The sequence below is a fragment of the Sphingobium cyanobacteriorum genome, assembly GCF_030580935.1.
Classification (GTDB): Bacteria; Pseudomonadota; Alphaproteobacteria; order Sphingomonadales; family Sphingomonadaceae; genus Sphingobium; species Sphingobium cyanobacteriorum.
In genome coordinates, this window is record NZ_JAUQOM010000008.1 from 1 (window position 1) to 17,358 (window position 17,358).

Below are 17,358 nucleotides of genomic sequence, written 5' to 3' on the forward strand. Positions count from 1 at the left end.
CGCTGTAGATCCCCACACCTCCCTGACTCGGCAGAAAGGCTTCAAGGTGGACGACTTTTACGCCGCCCGCAGCAGGACTATCCCGCCGCTACCGTGGTCGAATATTGCTCCGCCGTTCTCAATGTGGCCTGGTGGACATGGGTTATGTCAAGGGCACATTCGGCATGCCGCTGTCCAACTACCCGGAACCAAGCCTGACCGCGCCTGAAGGCATGTTCCTGTTGATGGCGATTTATCGTGGGGCAATGGCTGTCAATCGCGACGCCAAACGGTTCGTGAACGAATCTCTCTCCTACAAGGAGATTGGCGGCGCGTGCCTTGCGCAACCGGGGGGTGTGGCGTTCCAGATATTCGATGAAAGCGTGATGGAACAGGCGCAACCGATCCCGTCCAACATGAACTTCCGTGAGGCGCTGACGCGAGGGATCGTGCACAGTGCGCCCACGATCGCCGGTCTGGCGGCGACGGTAGGACTGGACGGGGCAGCATTGGAGGCTGCGGTGGCGCGTTACAACGCGATGATGGAGGCGGGAAAGGATAGTGATTTCGGCCGGACCACGATTGCAGGCAGCGTGGGCAAGCCGCTGCCGCTGAACCGTGCGCCTTATTATGTCCTGCCCTGTGCTGTCGCCGTAACGGGCACATTCTGTGGCATCCGGGTGGATGCCGATTCCCATGTTCTGGACCCCTATGGGCAGCCGTTGCCCGGATTGTTCGCTGCCGGTGAAGTTACCGGCGGTTTTCATGGTGCGAGCTATATGAGCGGCAGCGCTTTGGCGAAGGCCGCCATATTTGGCAGAATCGCCGGGATCATGGCGGCAGAAAGCGCGGTTGCGTCTTGACCCAGTGGGTCGGATGCTGCCGGACGCAAATGCCCTACCGGCAGAGGCGACCAGACACCTCTCGTATGTTCTCTACCTAGAGGTTTGTTTCATACTTGCCATCGCAGCGCAGTAATCCGTGGCGTGGAACTCGCAAGGACGAGTGGGTCAATCTGCCGTCATCTCGCTCCCTTCGGGTCATTGTCTGATGTTTAGTCAACAGTCCGACACAAGCGTGGCCCGATGCGCTTCATCACTTGAAGAGGCGGCAAGAAAGAAGCCCCGCCGCATGAAGCAGCGGGGCTATGTGGATCAGAATTTCACTGAAGCTTCGATGCCAAACATGCGCGGTTCACCAAAAGTGGACGCGGCAAAGCCTGGACCACCGCCGGGCGACACGCCATTCACTGTCGGCCCATTGCTGATCAGCATTACGCCGCCTTGCATATAATAGGCTTTCGTCAGGTTGGACACGAACACAGCCGCACCGAACGCGCTGCCGCCAATATGATCAAGGCCAACACGGGCGTTGACCAGCGCATAACCCTTTTGAACAGCGATCGCGTCATATTCGTCAAGCGGCACTTTGGTGCGATAGGTGGCGTTCACATTTGCATTGAGGGTCCCAACACCATCCATTTCGCGCGCATAGGTTAGCCCACCGCCCAACTGGTGCTTGGGAATGCCCTGCAATGGGTAACTGCCATTATCGCCTTTCACCACCTTGGTGCCGACATAGGAGTAAAACAGGTTGGCGCTAAGGCCGCCCGCCAGTGTCAGGTTCGCTTCAAATTCGCCGCCATAGTTGCGCCGGGCCGCGATATTGGTGGTCACCGTCTGAACTTGCCCGTTCAGGACGATGGCATTTTGTTGCTGGACGTTGGTATAATCCTGATAGAAGGCTGCGATGTTCGTCGAGAGGCGCGTGCCACCATCGAATATGAATGTCTTTTTCAGGCCAACTTCATATTCATCCACCTTTTCGGGCTGGAATGGGCGAAACGTCGCTTCGGTCTGCGCCCGCAAGCTGAAGCCGCCGGCGCGATAGCCATGGCGCAATGCCGCATAGGTCGTCAGGTCACTCGACGGTTCATATTGGAGCGTCACGTCATAGGTCGCCGCCTCATTCTTCAAAATGCGCGACTGCGAGCAGGCACTCATCGGCAATGTACCGAAACCATTAAAGGTACAGACCGGCATGCCGACCAGGGCGATCGAGAAGGGTTCGACGCGGGCCTTGCGCACGTCATTATTATAACGGATGCCAGCCGAAAGCTTCAGCGCGTCCGTGAGGGTATAGGTGCCCGCCCCATATACTGCCCAGCTCGCGGACAAACCATAACCGATATTCGATAGACGGTAGGCTTCTGCCGGTCGGCTCAGGTAGAAGGCCGCATTGGAGGGATCGCCGCTGGCGAAGCCGATCGAAGTCAATTGTGCGAAAGATAGCGGCAGCGCACCATCCTGGCCCTTTTCCCGGAAATAGAAAGCACCCATCGTCAGTTCCAGTCGCGAGCCAAGCGGCGTGCCCTGCATCTGGAATTCTTCACTGATATTACTGGTTCTGGAGAATTGCAAAGGCGCGATCAGTGCCACCCCGCTGCCATCATAATCTGTCTGATTGGAGTATCGAATGCGGCGATAGCCAAAGATGTTTTTGAATGTAACATCACCGACTTCAAACGTTGTCTTGTTTGTGATGCCCCAATTTGTAATTTTATTGAAAGGTTGGCCGAGCGTTCCATCAAGGGTATTGGATGGCGTGCCCATCCCACCGCTGTTGAAGCGATAACGACCGAGTGCAAGATCGCGATTGAATATGCCAAGAACATCCTGCGGCGGCGCGCCTGCAGCGATGGGGAAGAAGGGTGACGCGCCGATCTGCTGCGCGATGACCGTGGGTTCGCCATTTGCGGGGTCGGTCAGTGCGTAGCCGATGAACTTCAGCGCCGTGCCATGTTCATTCTGCTTCAGATAGTCGAACACCGTGTAATTGGTCAGACGATCGAGATGCAATTCGCTTGAAACGCGGAAGGCGTAATAATGCTGGTCGTCATAGTCGCGACCCGTGCTGACATCCTTCGTAAAGCCTTTGCGATCACGGTAGCGAGCAGCGACGCGAAGGCCGAATACATCCTCGATTACCGGGATGTTCACCATCCCGGTAACATCCTTCATATTGTAGTTGCCATATTGAGCGGTGAGCGAGGCATGATAATCGTTCAGGTCGGGATGGTTGGGTTCCACCAGGACCGCGCCGCCGGTCATGTTGCGACCGAACAAAGTGCCCTGCACGCCTTTGAGCACCTGTACATTCTGTAGATCATAGAAGGAGGTGCCAAAGCCGTAGGTGCGTGGTGCCACGACCTCCGCGAAATAAGCACCCACTGGCGGATCGGCGAGAAGCTGGACTTCCTGGGTCCGTTGGCCACGGATCGCGTAGGATACGCTGTTGCGACTGGCGCCGTTGGTGGTGACGGACAGTGACGGCGTTTGATATTGCAGATCCAGCGCGTCGCGAATACCACGTGTGGCCAGCATCTCCCCCGATACGGCGGTGATGGAGATCGGAACGTCCTGCAGACTTTCGGCCCGCCGCCGCGCAGTAACGATGATATCGCCCATTGCCGGGTCGGCGGCCGCGTCATCCGCTGGTGCGGGACGGGCCGATGCCGCCTGCTGCGCCACTGATGCGTCCTGTGCCAAGGCAGCATGCGCCATCATGATCTGGCTTGCGCCGACCAAGGCCACGGAAAGTCTCATCAACCCCTCCTAATAATTTGATTAACCGCCAGCCTCTGCGTTCTGGTAGGTCCAATGCATGATAAGGGGAATGGGCGCGCTGCCCATGCTTCATTTGGCGGCATCGCATTCGCGATGCCTCACCATTGCCACTATATTTAGGAGCGGCCAGGCCGGTCGCTTTCCTGAGATGGTGAAGCGCGTCCGTGTCGTTGCCCTGGACTTAGGGGGCAGGCATGGGGAACCTAATCTCTGGACCTTTAGCTCCTGACGAGTTCGGTCAGCAGGCATATGGCAGGATTGCCGTCACCCGCCATGGTTTCCGGCATATGCCCTGTGCGAATGGCCATCCGTATCGCCCGCTCGCTGATCATCGCGAAGCGATAGCCCGCAAAGACGATATGCCACTCCATGGCCTGCGCCCTACGCCCGCTGGCGGCTTCCCACAGGGCGATGGTCGCTCTGGCATCGGGCAGTCCATCGAGCCGGGGCAGTCCGATCGCGTCCGTCATCATCCGGTCGTAGAACAGCCACCAGCCCAGATCTGTTTCGGCCGTACCGATCGACGCGGTTTCCCAGTCGAGCAGGGCGGTAGCCTTGCCATCGGCATAAAGGATGTTGCAGGGGCGCGCATCGCCCCAGGCAAAGCCCGTACCGGCAGCCGGTGGCCTGTGATCGTCCAGCCAGCGCAAAGCTCTGTCATAAATTCCCAGCCGGGGAACACCGGACCAGGCAAGATAGGCATCCCATCGCGCCAGTTCCTGCGCGATACCATCGCCGGCCGGGCCGTCTGGCCAGGCCAGAAAATCGAACGGCGTCACATCCACGGCATGCAGGCGTGCCAGCAGGGAGACGCCTTGTTCCCACATGGATTCTCGCTGGGCCGGTGTCGCTTCGGCCAGCAGGCCCTGTGTATGATATCCGTCTGGTGGCGCCTTGCCGGGGGCACGTTCCATCAAAAAGAACGGGGCGCCCAGGATGTCGGCATCCTGCTCCAACGCCACGCCCGCCGGCACGGGCAGGCCAGGAACCTGTGAAAGGCAACGAATGACGTCAAATTGCCTGGCGATGGACGGATCCTGATAGACTTGGCGTGCGCGCGGCTGAATGCGCAGCACCCAGTCCCGGTTCGACCCGTCCGGGGCGATGGCAGCCAGGAGCCAGGTTTCGCTCGACATGCCGGCTTCGGCCGGGACAACGTCCTTAAGCTGGTATTCGCCAAGACCGGATACGACCATCCACCGTTCCAATATGGTAATCAGTTGTGGTCTGGTGGCGGGTTGTTTTGCCATTGTTATTATGCTCCTCCTCTCCACGAAAAAGATGAAGCAAGGAGAATGCGATGCAAGTCTTTTCAGAAGACGATGACCGGCCCCATCCGCATGACGATCATCCATTATGGCAGGAAAGCGCGCTATTTTGCTGGCATGACATGGACAGCGGGACAGGAGGCTTCTGGCGACTTGGTCAGGAACCAATCGCAGGAGCGATCAATTCCTGCTTCGGGGTTTTTGGTCCAGACGGAAAGCGGTTCCGATCAAATGTCACTGGCGTGCCGATGGGGGGCGGGGATCGGGGCGAAGGACATATGGGCTGGGGGCCACATCTTCGCGTCGATTTTGACGGGAGTGCGCGGATCAGGGCCGATTTCCCGGACTGTGAAGCGGAGCTGGCTTTTACCGATTTTCACCCGCGGTTCGATTATCAGTCTATCGCGGTCGAAGATGGCAATCTGGAAAGATCGGGTCATCATTTCGAGGTGTCCGGGCGTATGACGGGACACATGCGGATCGGCGACCAGGAGATCAGCGTCGATGCGCTGGGCTATCGTGATCGGTCATGGTCGCATCGCGACTGGACCTGGATGCGTGGTACGCGATGGTGGCCGTGCGTGTTCGGGCCGGACCTCGCGACGCATGTCGTGCATGTTGCGCGCGATGGAGGGATGATAAAGGCTGGCTATGTCTGGCGCGATGGAAAAACGATTCCGGTTGTCGACAGCGATGTTCTGGTCGCGCTGGAATCCGATGCAATGACTCCGCGAAATGGGCAGGGCGTGCTGCATCTTGCCAATGGCGAGACGATGCACATCAGTTGTGATCGGGGTGACGCGCTGGTCATGCATGTGCGTGGCTACACCGCCGTCGAAACGCTGGGCACGGCCATATTGAACGGACGGAGAGGCATGTCGAACCTGGAGGTTTGCACCAACCCGGCGGGCGGACATGCAGAGCCAGTCTGCGCCCTGGGGTCGAACATGGTCAACGGGCTAAGCAGCAGGCCCTGAGCCATCATGGAGCAGGTCGGTGCTTCAGCCTTCAAGCAGATGGGTGCGCACGCGTTCCTGTATGCTTTCGTCCAGTCCAAGCACGCTGGTGGCGTAGTTTGGTACAGACCCATGTCGCGCTTCAATCACGGTGAAGGCGGTACGCAGATAGTCAGGGTCGGACCGATTCATCGCACGCCAGACGTCTGGATTAATCTCCGGCATCAGGGCGAGCGGATTATCTGGATTTGACTTGAACAGCTGTGCCGACGGATCCTCAAGCCATTCGGTCAGGGCATAATCCTCAATGATCTGGTCCCTGTGCACGCCAAGGATGCTCAGAAGGATGGCGCAGGCAATGCCGGTGCGATCCTTGCCTGCCGTACAGTTGACCAGCAGCGGGGTTTCGCCGTCGGCAAGCAGGCGTAGCATGGCGGTCATGCTGATGGCCTGATCGAACGGGAGTTGTTCATATGTGGCCAGCATGAAGGCGCGCATTTCCGCCCCCGATGTTGCGGGGTTGCGCAGGATGGTGACGAAATCGCCAGTGCTGTTGTCGTGGTCCCTCGACCAGTAACGGGCGTTGGCAACACTGCTGTCGGGAAATGGTGTATGCGCGCGTTCTGCATTGCTCCGCAGATCGACTATGGCGCGCAGGCCAAGGCCAGCAAAGGCCCGGTGGCCGGTTTCCGTCAGTCCGCCGGGATGGCCGCCGCGAAATACGGCGCCCGTGCGAACGATCCTGCCGTCCTGCGCCCGATAGCCGCCAAGATCCCGCAGATTGCGTGCGCCTTCTACAGGCAGTCGGCGCGCTTCGGCTTTGTCTTTCACTTTGCACCTCCCATTTTGTTGAGGCTATCAAGCTATAGGAGGTGTGACGCAACGGCTTTGATCGATATGGGGTGCGTCTCGCAAAATATCTGGATCGATGCTGTTGTTGATGGACGCAGATGCGATTTCCACCTGATTCATCTTTACGCTACCGCCTGCCGGACGACAGGCTAGGGATGAAAGAGGAGAGCCATGACCGACAGCCTGATCCGCCATGACGAAGGTGCTGTATGCACATTGATGCTCAACCGCCCGGCCCAGCGCAACGCCATTGATCACACCATGCTGGAATGGTTGCAGGCCTATGTTCCTGCCATCGCCGCCGATGACAGCATTGCCTGCGTCGTGCTGCGCGGGGCAGGAGCGTCCTTTTGTGCCGGCGTGGACCTCAATTCCTTTACGGGGAATGGTGCGATGCCAAGAGAGGCGCGCGTGCGGGCGCTGGATATGCTGGCGGCTCTGCCCCAGCCGGTAATTGCGGCCGTGCATGGGCATTGTATGACAGGGGGATTGGAACTGGCGTTGATGGCGGACATCATTGTGGCGGATCATTCCGCGCGCTTTGCCGACACCCATGGCCGCTGGGGTCTTGTCCCCGGCTGGGGTATGAGCCAGCGTCTGCCACGCCGCATCGGTGCCGGGCAGGCCGCGATCATGAGCTATACGGGCCGTGTCGTGGAGGCCGAGGAGGCCCATCATATCGGCCTGATCGATATGGTGGCGGGGGAAGGGGAACTGGACAGCGTTCTGGCCGGGCTGACCGGTGCGATAGTCGCCGGCAGCCCCTTCACCGTGCGTCATATGAAGCGGCTGTTCCGGGAAACGGCGGGAATGATGCTGGCGGATGGGCTGGCGCATGAGCGCGCTACCCATCCGGGCGCAGCACCCGACATGGCGGACCGAGTCGCTCGCTTCACGACGCGGACATAGCGCCGATCAGGCCGCGCGGTGCCGATCCTTTGTCAAAGGACGCACATAGGACACGTCGTTCCGATCACGCGTGTCGGGGCCGGTCGCTTTCATTTGCGCGCGATACTCTGCGGGGACGTCGACAGCGTTGAATGCGCCGGCATATTCGTTGACGCAGACGCGGTGGGCTATGGCCCATTTGCCGTCACGCTTTTCGAAACGATCGATGTACCGGCCAAAGGCAAGCGTCGGCGGGCCTTCACGATTTTCACCGAAGAACAGATAATAGGTTTCCGAATGGGCCGTGTCGCCATCCAGTTCTACGGTGTGGTTATTGATCACATGTTGGTGACGGTGCTGAAATTCGCCATGCCAGCCGATTGCCCAGCTACAAAATGCTTCGGGATCACCATCTGCGACGCCATGTTCGTCCCAGGCATCGGGATGATAGGCTGATTGCATCAGTGCCTTGTCGTGTCGGTCGACCCCGCGCGTATAGCGCAGCAGGCAGTCCTGGATTTCCTGTCGATCCTTGGCCTGTTTGATGAAGGCGATAAGGTCCGGCGTCAGTGTCGCGTCGCTCATGCTGAACTCTCCCAGTTGATTATGGCGGTTGGACATATCAGGATGCCAAAGTTGCCGCAGCCGCTGGAGCGCTGGCCCATGATTCAGCGCCAGTGTGATCGCGCAGGCCAGTTCCCCTGGCGCAACGCCTTCAGCTTTCTGCCTTTCCGTAAAGGCGACGCAGGGTGATCTTGTCGATCTTGCCGTTGGCAAGCCGACTCAGTTCCTTGACGAATAACACCGACTTGGGTGCCTTGTAACGGGCGATCATGGCCTTGCAATGTTCGATGATTTCCACCTCCGTCGCGCTTTTACCGCTGCGCAGCACGACCAGCGCGCGAACGCTTTCGCCCCAGCGCGGGTCGGGCACGCCGATCACCGCCACTTCGGATATGGCGGCATGTTCGCTCAGCGCATTTTCCACCTCGCGGCTATAGATATTCTCGCCGCCGGAGATGATCATGTCCTTCTTGCGATCGACCAGGAAGATGAAGTTGTTCTCATCTGCATAGGCCATGTCGCCGCTATGATACCATCCGCCGCGCATGGCCTTGGCCGTGGCACTATGGTTGTTCCAATAGCCCGTCATGCAGGCGCCGCCGCGCATGGCGATTTCTCCGATCGTTCCGGGCGGGACGGGATTGCCGTCCTCATCGACGATGCGGACCTCTGTGTTCATGGCGGGCTGGCCGACCGATTTCAGCCGGTTGACCAGATGCTGCGGTCCGTCGAGGACATGGTCATGCTTGTGCAGGGTGATACCGAAGATTTCTGTGCTGCCATAGCCGTTGACGAATATATTGCCGAGCCGGGCAAGACCCTTGCGTAGCAGGTCAACCGGCATCGGGGCGGCGGCATAGAATAGGGTCTTGAGGCTCGACAGGTCGCGGCGGTCGATGTCCGGATGCTCGAACACATCGTGCAACAGGGTCGGTGCCATGTGGGTGACGGTAATCTTCAATTCTTCGATCGTGGCAAGCACCGCGCCCGGATCGAACCCGCGATGGAGCACCAGCGCTGCGCCGTGCCAGTGGGCCGCGATCTGCTGCCCCCGCGCCCCGACATGGAACATCGGCATCATGACCAGGAAGCGATCGCCGGGCGTGATCCCCAGTTCGAAGGAATTGGAATAGGCCTGCGCCGCATCGGCGGCATGGCTGCGGATTACGCCCTTGGCCCTGCCGGTCGTGCCGCTGGTGTAGATGATGCAGAGCGGATCTTCGGGATGCGGCCGCTCTGGCATGGCTTGCTTCGTACCGGCGGCCAGGAATCCGGCATAATCCTCTGCCCAGTCCGGCCGCCCTTCACTATCGAGGCAGACGTAGCGCATGGTGGCAGGCAGTTCGGCACGGATCGAGTCCAGCAGCGACGTATATTGCCCCTCGAACAATAGCACTGATGGCTCGACATCGTTCAGGATCCACGCGGTTTCGGGCCCTGCCAGGCGGAAATTGACGGGCACCGCAATATAGCCGGTCAGCTCGCAAGCGCCGTAGAAATCAACATATTCGGCACGATTCATGGCCAACATGGCAACCCGGTCGCCCTTGCGCATCCCTGCGGCGCGCATCGCGGAGGCAAGGGTTTGCGACTGTTCCAGCAACTGACCGAAGGTGATCGTGCGCCCTTCGAATATCACCGCAGGCCGGTCACGATAAAGCAGGGCATTGCGTTCGAGAATATCGCCCATGAGCGGGCTGCCGCTAGTCATCCAGTCTCTCCAACAACCGCGCAGCAACGTACGCGGGCCAATTGATGAAAGACAGCCTTGGGGCGGTTTCAGTCAATATAACAGACGCCGCATCGTGTATCTGATGGACATGCGCTATGGCTTGATGCTGGCTGATCCGTCCGGCTTATCTTGCCAGTATGTTCAGCTGCGGATGCGATCTGCCGCCGCGTGGCGCCATTGGGTCGCGGTCATACCCGTTGCCTTGCGGAACATCTCGCGGAATATCCGGGCGTCGCTATAGCCAATGGCAGAGGCCACACTGTCGATCGAACGGTTGGTGTGGTGCAACATCCGCTGTGCCGCGCCCAATCGAAGATGCTGGAGATAATGTGATGGGGTCATGCCCAGCATCCGGCGGAAACGACGGATCAGCACTGAATGACTCACACATAACTCCGCAGCCAGGTCTGATATGGAAACCGGGGTCGAGAAACGCTGCTCCAGCAGGAGCCGGGCTTTGTCGACCAGCGCATCGCGGGTTTGCGATTCCGCCAGAGGATCGTCCTGTATCGTTTCGCTGCCGAACACGGAACTGATCCACCGGCCGGTTTCGTGGGAAAAGATGCGTGATAGGGCAAGAGTGATTGCCTGGACATCTTGCGCTATCCCCCGCGAAAGCAGCAAATCGGGATAATCGGCCAGCGTAATGTCGGCCCCATGGTGAAAGCGGGGGAACAGGGCACGGACCACGGGCAGAAGAGAGGTGGATACAGGGACTTGCAACCCTTTCGTCAGCCCGGCCGCCATCGGCAGGATCACGGCCGCACCGCTCGCGCCAATGACGGAACCGCTTCGCGCCGCCTGCTTCAGCCATTCGATCATTGCGCGGTTTGCGACCAGTCTTTCCCGTAGTTCGCTTTCTCCCTGCGCGCGGAAGCAGGGAATCCAGACGAAATTGAAATATGAACCCGACGCAATCGCCTGGTCGATCCGAAGCGTGCCGTGGCGTCCCATCGCCACGTCCCGTCCATCTGGCGACAACAGGGTCAGACGTACATCCGGCTCCTTCCCGGAATAAGGACCAATCGTGCGCACGCGCCGCTCTTGCGTAAGGTCGAAGGCATCGATCAGTGGCGCAATGCTGGCCGCGAATGTTCCGGGGGATATGAGTGCGGCAATGTCGATCATTTGCGGCCCTGTGAAAAATCATCCGTTTCCTGCAAATTATGATCCTTATGATCCTGCCCGGTCCGTGAGACAAGACTGTTTGAGAGGAGAGCCGGAAGCATGGTTTCAGACATTGCGCGGCATGGTCGCATGGAAGGGCGCATAGCGCTGGTGACGGGTGCCGGATCCGAAGGAGACGAAATCGGCATCGGGCGCGCCATTGCCCTGACATTGGCGCGCGAGGGCGCGCGTGTGACGTGTCTGGATATTGACCTGGAGCGGGCCGAAGCAACTGCCGCCTGGATTTGCAAGGAAGGTGGCGAAGCGATCGGACTTGCCGGTGACGTCAGCAAACCGGCCGAATGTGATGCAGCGGTCGCCCGCACCGTGGAGACTTTCGGAGGGCTCGATACATTGATCAACAATGTCGGCATTTCAGTGCCGATGACGGTTGAGGGCTTCGACCTGTCGATGTGGCAGCGGACCTTCGACACCAATCTCCTCTCCGCTGTGCTGATGTCGCGGGCTGGGGCCGCCTCGTTGACCGAGTCGGGCAGGGGCAGCATCGTCAACATCTCGTCGATCGCTGGCATCGTCACCTTTGGATCGCTGGCCTATGGCACGTCGAAGGCAGCCTTGCACCAGTTGACCTGTGAACTGGCCCTGATGCTGGGGCGCAGGGGCATTCGTGTGAATACGGTCGCACCGGGACATATGGCGACCCCGATGGTCGCTCGTCTTTTGCCGGAGACTATGCGGGAAAGCCGCCGCAAGGTCGCACCGCTGGGGGTTGAGGGCGATGCCTGGGATATCGCCCGCGCCGTGCTTTTCCTGGCCAGTGACGATGCCCGCTTCGTAACCGGCGTGGAATTGCCCGTGGATGGCGGTGTGACCATATTGGGTGCATTGGCGGGCGTAGCGCTGCTCGCGGATGACGCCTGAGCATATTATCGGCCCGCATGGCTCCACGATAGTGACGCTTGGCATGATCGGCGATGCAACAAGGAGATGAACAATGGCTACCGTTGAAGCCAATATTATCAGATCACCCTTTGCCGACACCCCGGCGATGCCCGAATTCAATACGTCCAATCACCTGCTGGGCGACAGGGCGGCACTGGATGCGGCATGGGAACGGGATGGCTACTGGTTTTTCCGTGATGTTCTGGACAAGGATGCCATTGCAGCGGTCAGGGCCGAATATATGGAAGTGCTGAACGATCTTGGCGTGGTGGAGCCGGGTTTTTCTGACTTGGCGGTGTATAATGGCGCATCGTTGGACAATTATCCGATCAAGATGGGTGGCGATCCCAAGATTGATCCGCTTTTGGCCCGTTATCCTGCGGATCGCTTCGTCGTCCATCCCAAGATAAAGGCATTCTTCGAGGAATTGCTGGGCGACGAAGTGGTGTGGGTGCCCAATACCGAATTCCATGCCGTGCCCCCCAGCGGATCGAACCAGCCCAGCCGATTCAACTTCGTCCATGCCGATGGTCCCAATAACAAGGGGCTGAAACTGCGGGTAGCGTGGATTCCCATCGCCCCGATCGACGAAGCGATTGGTGGACTGGCGGTGACGGAGGGGCTACATCGTCCGCGCATGGGGGATTTCCCCCGACCGTCGATAGGCATCGATCCGGCCGATGTTCCCGTCGACAGTTGGCGTCGGGCCGAATACCAGCCGGGCGACCTGCTGATGTTCACGCTTGAAAGCCCACATAGTGGCCTGGCCAACAGGTCCGACCGCTTTTTCCGCATGTCCATGGACATACGTTGTACGCGCAAGTCGGACGGAGTGCCGGTCGTCGGAACCTTGGCAGAGGTCGACCCATGCGCCATTGCGGTCGATGATGACGCGGGCGCGAGGCATATATTCCGCCTTGATGAATATACATTCTTTCGCGTCTATCGGGGCCGCCTGACCGGGATGCCCGTGCCGCTGGCAGACATACCGGCCATCGCGCCTATTGGTGAACGTATATTCGTCGCCCATGAAAATGGCAGAGCGGTATTTGTCCGGCCCGCGCATTGAGCGGGCCGGACCCTGTGATCAGTCGGGCGTGCCGCGCGTGACCGGGATAAGTGCTCCCGTGATGGAGCGCGCTGCATCAGAGGCGAGGAACAGGACCACATCGGCAATCGCCTGCGGCTGGACCCACTGGCTGGTGTCGGCGTCCGGCATGTCGGCCCGGTTGGTCGGCGTGTCGATGATGCTGGGCAGGATGGCGTTGACGGTCGTGCCGCCGCCGCCCAGCTCCGCGGCCAGGCTTTCGGTCAGGCGATGGACGCCCGCTTTCGACGCGGCATAAGCACCCATGCCGGTCGCTGCCTGGATCGCCGCGCCCGCGCCGATATTGACAATGCGGCCCGATGGACTGGCCGTGATGGCGGGCAGAGCGGCTTTGGTTATGGTGATGGCGGTCATCACGTTCATCGAAAACATGCGCTGCCAGCTTTCGACGCTGCCGTCCTGCACGGTTTCCCAGGTGAAGCCTCCGGCGATATTGACCAGCACGTCGATACCGTCATGGGCGTCACGCACGGCGGTGATCGCACGGGTGCAGGCATCGACATCGGTCAGGTCGACGCCGCCCAGATCAAGCGCGCCCTCCAGCGCTTGCGTCGGGGCAGGGGCGAAGTCGATTCGCGCTACCTTGTCCCCCGCAGCGGTGAAAGCGCGTGCGACGACCTGACCCAGAGCGCCGAAACCTCCGGTGATGATGATGCTGCGTGCGGTCATGTTCACTGTTTCTCCTGAATGGGCTGCTGATCGTGAATGCAGATGGAGTGGATAGAGATTGGTGATGGGCAGTACCAGTGCGTCCTGCGGCATCGCGGACATGATCCCGCGATTGTGTCGGTCATGTCGTGCATCGACAGGGCGGCGCAGTGATATGATCCATGGCATAATGGTTTAAACACAGGAGAGCGATGCGATGCATAGTTTTGATGTCCGAATTGATGTGAGCGCCGCCATTGGGGCGTCCAGTCCACAGGAGGTGGCAGGCACCGTTCACCTGCCGGACGATTTCCAGCCGGCCGAGCGGCAGATCATCCTCTTCGCAACGCCGGGTGGTGGCTATACCCGTCATTATTTCGACATGCGCTTTGAAGGGCATGAAAACTATTCGGAAGCCGAATATCATACGGATCGAGGGATCGTGATGGTCGCCATGGATCATCTGGGTGTTGGAGACAGCAGCCTGGACCTTGTGGACAGCCTGACCCTGGAGCAGGCCGCGGATGCCAACAGCGCCTATGTCGGAGAAATTCTGGCGCGATTTGCCGCGGGAACGCTGCAGCAAGGGGTGCCGGTCGTTACCAATCCCTTCGTGGTCGGGGCCGGCCAGTCGCTTGGCGGTGGCGTGACGGTGGTCATGCAGAGCCGCTCGCATACATTCGATGCGATTATCGTGCTGGGCAAGAGTGCGTTGCACACTGTCCTGCCCCAGCCGACTTTCGCACTGTTCGACGTGCAACGCTCGATCTTCAAGTTTACACGCTGTACGCCATTGGACGATCTGTCGGTCAAGCTGACGTCGGAAATGATTCCCGACTTCCTCTACCCCTTTCATTGGCCTGATGAGCCGAAGGACATTATCGATGCGGACATGGCTGGTGGATATCCGATCCGACAAGCCGCGCCGAACTTCGGTAGTCTTACGGTCCCGCGTTTTGCGGTAGCAATGATGTCGCCAGCCTTCATCACGCCGGATGCGGCGCGGGTGGACGTACCTGTTCTGGTGGCCTGCGGCGAACGCGACGTGGCGCCCGATGTGCGCCGGGAGGCGACGGCGTATATCAACGCCAATGATGTCAGCATCTTCGTTGTACCGCGCATGGCGCATATGCATAATTTCGCGCCAACCCGGCAGCGGCTGTGGCAGCGTAGCGCAGACTGGATGAAGATGCAGGCAAGCGCCGAACAGGGGGCCTGACTTTCCATAACAGACAGGCGCGCCTCATGATGGTGCGCCTGTCACGATGTTCGTAACGGGGCAGGGCCGATTGCCCAAGCCCCGTTCATACGGCTTGCCTATTCGATGATGGCGAGGACGGTCCCCACCTCATAGACTTCCCCTGGCTGTTTCAGGATCTTGAGCGTGCCCGATGCGGGGCTTTCCACCTCGTTGGTGGATTTGTCACTTTCCAGCGCGAACAATGGCTGGCCTTCGACGGCCTGCTCGCCATCGGCGACCAGCCATTCGGCCAGCGTGCCTTCATTCATCGAAAAACCGAGCTTGGGCAGGAGTACTTCAGTCGCCATGGAGGTCATTCCTACTTTGTGAGAGAGATAGCCGCTTGAGCAATGCGCTTTGCGGTCGGCGCATACGCGCTTTCCAGCGGCTTGGAAAAGGGCACCGGCGCATAGGGGGCACCCAACCGTCCGACCGGCGCCTTCAACTTGCCGAAAAATTCGGACTGAAGAGTAGCGGCGATTTCCGCGCCGATACCGAATTCCGTCACTGCTTCATGCGTGATCAGGCAGCGGCCCGTCTTGGCGACGGAAGCGAACACCGTTTCCTTGTCCCATGGCGAGATAGTACGAAGATCGATGATTTCCGCCGATACGCCGGCCGCTTCCATTTCCTCGACGGCGGCGACCACTTCAGTCAGGACGCGCGAGTAGCTGATGATGGTGACATCGGTGCCTTCTTTTACCACGCTTGCCTTGCCCAATGGTACGATATGACCGGGTTCGGGCGCTTCGCCCGGTGTCCAGTAAGCGGGCAGATTTTCGATATAGAGCACCGGATCGGGATCGTTGATCGCCGCGCGCATCAGGCCGTAGGCATCCGCCGCATTGGACGGAGCCACCACCTTCATGCCCGGCGTATGGGCGAACCAGGCTTCCAGATAGTCGCAATGCTGGCCACCAGAGCCAAAGCCCGTGCCGGTCATGGTGCGGATGACGATCGGCACATTGGTCTGGCCACCGGACATGAAGCGCAGTTTCGCCGCATGGTTGACGATCATATCCATCGCCACGGTGGTGAAGTTCATCAGCATGATCTCCGCCACCGGCTTGTATCCGACCAGGCTGGCGCCGATCGCTGCGCCGATGATCGCCTGTTCGGCGATCGGCGTGGATCTTACGCGATGCTCGCCAAAGCGTGTGGACAGGCCCTTCGTCACCCCGACGACACCGCCGTCCTCAGGATCGGCAACATCCTCGCCCAGTACGATGACCGTGTCGTCGGCTGCCATGGCATCGGCAATAGCAGTGTTGATCGCCTGGAGGATGGTGACCGGCTTGGCCTTGGTTGCGGTATCGCTCATGCCGCTGCTCCTTGCGCGTAAACATCCTTGGTGAGTTCATCGAGTTCCGGGAAGGGCGAGGCAAGGGCAAATTCGACCGCCTCGTCAATCTGGGTTTCGATGTCGGCTTCGATCGCGGCAAGTTGTTCTTCGGTCGCGATTCCCTCCGCGATCAGCCGGGCGCGGAAGATGGGGGCGGGATCGGCTTCCATTGCCGCTTTCTTCTGGGCCTTGTCCATATAGGCGTCAGCATCGCCGAACACATGGCCGTGGAAGCGGAAGGTCATCGCCTCGATCAGGGTCGGGCCTTCGCCTGCACGGGCACGCTCGACCGCCTCACGGGCAGCGGCGAACATCTCGATCGGATCGTTGCCGTTCACCCGTACGCCGGGCATGTTGTAAGCGACCGCGCGATCGGCGACGCGCTTGGCCGATGTCGCCTTTTCGTATGTCGTGTGTTCGCCATACAGATTATTCTGGCACAGGAAGATCACCGGCAACTTCCACACGGCAGCCATGTTGAGGCTTTCGTGGAAGGCGCCAATGTTCGAAGCGCCGTCGCCGAAGGTCGCCACGGCCACGCGGCCATTACCCGACAGTTGCGATCCCCAGGCGATACCGTTGGCGATCGGCATGGACGAACCGACGATGCCGGTCGTGACCATGATCCCCTTCTTGGGATAGGTCAGATGCATCGGGCCACCCTTGCCCTTGCAGGTGCCGTCGACGCGGCCGGCAATTTCCGCCCACAGGTCTTTCAACGGCATGCCCTTGGCCAGCATGTCGTGGATGCCGCGATAGATCGTGACCCAATAATCATCGTCCGTCAGGGCGGTGGCCATGGCGGAGGGGATGACTTCCTGACCACGGTAGCTGTAATAGGGCATCACGAGCCGACCGTTCATAATGACCTTGCGGCTGCGCTCGTCATTCGCCTTGAGCAGTGCAACACGCTTGTAAATCTCAAGCTGCGTCGCACCGTCCGGAGCGTAATTGCTCGTCATGCCTTTGATCTCCATACTGACAAAACGCAACCACAGGAACCGTGGGCGCGGTTCCGGTTGCTTAGGCGATGCCCGACTATCTGGCATCTGCGATCGATAGCAAGACGCCATTATCTGAAATCC

Annotated in this window: 16 protein-coding genes; 6 read left to right on the top strand and 10 right to left on the bottom strand. The window is 59.7% G+C overall.

What is annotated here, in order from left to right:
* Positions 1–137 precede the first annotated feature (137 nt).
* Positions 138–842 (top strand): FAD-binding protein, encoded by a 705-nt coding sequence (locus Q4610_RS14765; RefSeq protein WP_304536732.1) that lies wholly within the window; start codon positions 138–140, stop codon positions 840–842.
* A gap of 291 nt (positions 843–1,133) precedes the next feature.
* On the opposite strand, the gene Q4610_RS14770 is transcribed toward Q4610_RS14765, so the two are convergent.
* Together Q4610_RS14770 and Q4610_RS14775 are read right to left on the bottom strand one after the other, a co-directional pair.
* Positions 1,134–3,584 (bottom strand): TonB-dependent receptor, encoded by a 2,451-nt coding sequence (locus Q4610_RS14770; RefSeq protein WP_304536733.1) that lies wholly within the window; start codon positions 3,582–3,584, stop codon positions 1,134–1,136.
* Between the two features lie 239 nt (positions 3,585–3,823).
* The gene (locus tag Q4610_RS14775) at positions 3,824–4,855 is read right to left on the bottom strand and encodes a phosphotransferase family protein (RefSeq protein WP_304536734.1); all 1,032 of its coding nucleotides are present in this window, start codon (positions 4,853–4,855) and stop codon (positions 3,824–3,826) included.
* A 50-nt stretch (positions 4,856–4,905) separates the two neighbouring features.
* On the opposite strand from Q4610_RS14775, the gene Q4610_RS14780 reads away from it, so the two are divergent.
* Positions 4,906–5,850 (top strand): DUF7064 domain-containing protein, encoded by a 945-nt coding sequence (locus tag Q4610_RS14780; protein ID WP_425262570.1) that lies wholly within the window; start codon positions 4,906–4,908, stop codon positions 5,848–5,850.
* Between the two features lie 24 nt (positions 5,851–5,874).
* Here Q4610_RS14780 and Q4610_RS14785 read toward each other — a convergent pair whose 3' ends face one another.
* On the bottom strand, positions 5,875–6,660 hold the full coding sequence (locus tag Q4610_RS14785) for a tyrosine-protein phosphatase (RefSeq protein ID WP_304536736.1): 786 nt from the start codon (positions 6,658–6,660) through the stop codon (positions 5,875–5,877).
* A gap of 192 nt (positions 6,661–6,852) precedes the next feature.
* Here Q4610_RS14785 and Q4610_RS14790 point away from each other — a divergent pair, with 192 nt between their 5' ends.
* Entirely contained in the window at positions 6,853–7,590 is a 738-nt protein-coding gene (locus tag Q4610_RS14790) for an enoyl-CoA hydratase/isomerase family protein (RefSeq protein WP_304536737.1), read from the top strand.
* A 6-nt stretch (positions 7,591–7,596) separates the two neighbouring features.
* Here Q4610_RS14790 and Q4610_RS14795 read toward each other — a convergent pair whose 3' ends face one another.
* From Q4610_RS14795 to Q4610_RS14805, 3 genes are all read right to left on the bottom strand, one after another.
* Positions 7,597–8,154, bottom strand: coding sequence for a nuclear transport factor 2 family protein (locus Q4610_RS14795; RefSeq protein ID WP_304536738.1), 558 nt, complete (start codon positions 8,152–8,154; stop codon positions 7,597–7,599).
* 130 nt (positions 8,155–8,284) lie between these two features.
* Entirely contained in the window at positions 8,285–9,844 is a 1,560-nt protein-coding gene (locus tag Q4610_RS14800) for a long-chain-fatty-acid--CoA ligase (protein WP_304536739.1), read from the bottom strand.
* Positions 9,845–10,006: 162 nt separating this feature from the next.
* Complete coding sequence (locus Q4610_RS14805) at positions 10,007–10,993, bottom strand: helix-turn-helix domain-containing protein (protein WP_304536740.1); 987 nt, start codon at positions 10,991–10,993, stop codon at positions 10,007–10,009.
* A 99-nt stretch (positions 10,994–11,092) separates the two neighbouring features.
* Here Q4610_RS14805 and Q4610_RS14810 point away from each other — a divergent pair, with 99 nt between their 5' ends.
* Positions 11,093–11,914: an SDR family NAD(P)-dependent oxidoreductase gene (locus tag Q4610_RS14810; RefSeq protein WP_304536741.1), complete on the top strand. Its 822-nt coding sequence runs from the start codon at positions 11,093–11,095 to the stop codon at positions 11,912–11,914.
* 73 nt (positions 11,915–11,987) lie between these two features.
* Positions 11,988–13,004, top strand: a complete 1,017-nt coding sequence (locus Q4610_RS14815; protein ID WP_304536742.1) for a phytanoyl-CoA dioxygenase family protein — start codon at positions 11,988–11,990, stop codon at positions 13,002–13,004.
* 18 nt (positions 13,005–13,022) lie between these two features.
* On the opposite strand, the gene Q4610_RS14820 is transcribed toward Q4610_RS14815, so the two are convergent.
* Complete coding sequence (locus tag Q4610_RS14820; RefSeq protein WP_304536743.1) at positions 13,023–13,712, bottom strand: SDR family oxidoreductase; 690 nt, start codon at positions 13,710–13,712, stop codon at positions 13,023–13,025.
* A gap of 196 nt (positions 13,713–13,908) precedes the next feature.
* On the opposite strand from Q4610_RS14820, the gene Q4610_RS14825 reads away from it, so the two are divergent.
* Positions 13,909–14,910: an alpha/beta fold hydrolase gene (locus Q4610_RS14825; RefSeq protein WP_304536744.1), complete on the top strand. Its 1,002-nt coding sequence runs from the start codon at positions 13,909–13,911 to the stop codon at positions 14,908–14,910.
* A gap of 98 nt (positions 14,911–15,008) precedes the next feature.
* On the opposite strand, the gene Q4610_RS14830 is transcribed toward Q4610_RS14825, so the two are convergent.
* From Q4610_RS14830 to Q4610_RS14840, 3 genes are read right to left on the bottom strand one after another with little or no spacing between them, the layout of a single operon-like run.
* A complete protein-coding gene (locus tag Q4610_RS14830; protein ID WP_304536745.1) occupies positions 15,009–15,239 on the bottom strand; it encodes a biotin/lipoyl-containing protein in 231 nt (76 codons plus the stop codon).
* Between the two features lie 11 nt (positions 15,240–15,250).
* Positions 15,251–16,252, bottom strand: coding sequence for an alpha-ketoacid dehydrogenase subunit beta (locus Q4610_RS14835; protein WP_304536746.1), 1,002 nt, complete (start codon positions 16,250–16,252; stop codon positions 15,251–15,253).
* Complete coding sequence (locus Q4610_RS14840; RefSeq protein ID WP_304536747.1) at positions 16,249–17,235, bottom strand: thiamine pyrophosphate-dependent dehydrogenase E1 component subunit alpha; 987 nt, start codon at positions 17,233–17,235, stop codon at positions 16,249–16,251. The genes Q4610_RS14835 and Q4610_RS14840 overlap by 4 nt, the downstream gene beginning before the upstream one ends.
* Positions 17,236–17,358 lie beyond the last annotated feature (123 nt).

What these genes read in the sequence shown, in the direction of transcription:
- Q4610_RS14830 (WP_304536745.1), bottom strand. Translation starts at nt 15,239, where the DNA reads ATGGCGACTGAAGTACTCCTGCCCAAGCTCGGTTTTTCGATGAATGAA.
- Q4610_RS14835 (WP_304536746.1), bottom strand. Translation starts at nt 16,252, where the DNA reads ATGAGCGATACCGCAACCAAGGCCAAGCCGGTCACCATCCTCCAGGCG.
- Q4610_RS14805 (WP_304536740.1), bottom strand. Translation starts at nt 10,993, where the DNA reads ATGATCGACATTGCCGCACTCATATCCCCCGGAACATTCGCGGCCAGC.
- Q4610_RS14840 (WP_304536747.1), bottom strand. Translation starts at nt 17,235, where the DNA reads ATGACGAGCAATTACGCTCCGGACGGTGCGACGCAGCTTGAGATTTAC.
- Q4610_RS14770 (WP_304536733.1), bottom strand. Translation starts at nt 3,584, where the DNA reads ATGAGACTTTCCGTGGCCTTGGTCGGCGCAAGCCAGATCATGATGGCG.
- Q4610_RS14825 (WP_304536744.1), top strand. Translation starts at nt 13,909, where the DNA reads ATGCATAGTTTTGATGTCCGAATTGATGTGAGCGCCGCCATTGGGGCG.
- Q4610_RS14810 (WP_304536741.1), top strand. Translation starts at nt 11,093, where the DNA reads ATGGTTTCAGACATTGCGCGGCATGGTCGCATGGAAGGGCGCATAGCG.
- Q4610_RS14790 (WP_304536737.1), top strand. Translation starts at nt 6,853, where the DNA reads ATGACCGACAGCCTGATCCGCCATGACGAAGGTGCTGTATGCACATTG.
- Q4610_RS14815 (WP_304536742.1), top strand. Translation starts at nt 11,988, where the DNA reads ATGGCTACCGTTGAAGCCAATATTATCAGATCACCCTTTGCCGACACC.
- Q4610_RS14775 (WP_304536734.1), bottom strand. Translation starts at nt 4,855, where the DNA reads ATGGCAAAACAACCCGCCACCAGACCACAACTGATTACCATATTGGAA.
- Q4610_RS14765 (WP_304536732.1), top strand. Translation starts at nt 138, where the DNA reads ATGGGTTATGTCAAGGGCACATTCGGCATGCCGCTGTCCAACTACCCG.
- Q4610_RS14800 (WP_304536739.1), bottom strand. Translation starts at nt 9,844, where the DNA reads ATGACTAGCGGCAGCCCGCTCATGGGCGATATTCTCGAACGCAATGCC.
- Q4610_RS14780 (WP_425262570.1), top strand. Translation starts at nt 4,906, where the DNA reads ATGCAAGTCTTTTCAGAAGACGATGACCGGCCCCATCCGCATGACGAT.
- Q4610_RS14820 (WP_304536743.1), bottom strand. Translation starts at nt 13,712, where the DNA reads ATGACCGCACGCAGCATCATCATCACCGGAGGTTTCGGCGCTCTGGGT.
- Q4610_RS14795 (WP_304536738.1), bottom strand. Translation starts at nt 8,154, where the DNA reads ATGAGCGACGCGACACTGACGCCGGACCTTATCGCCTTCATCAAACAG.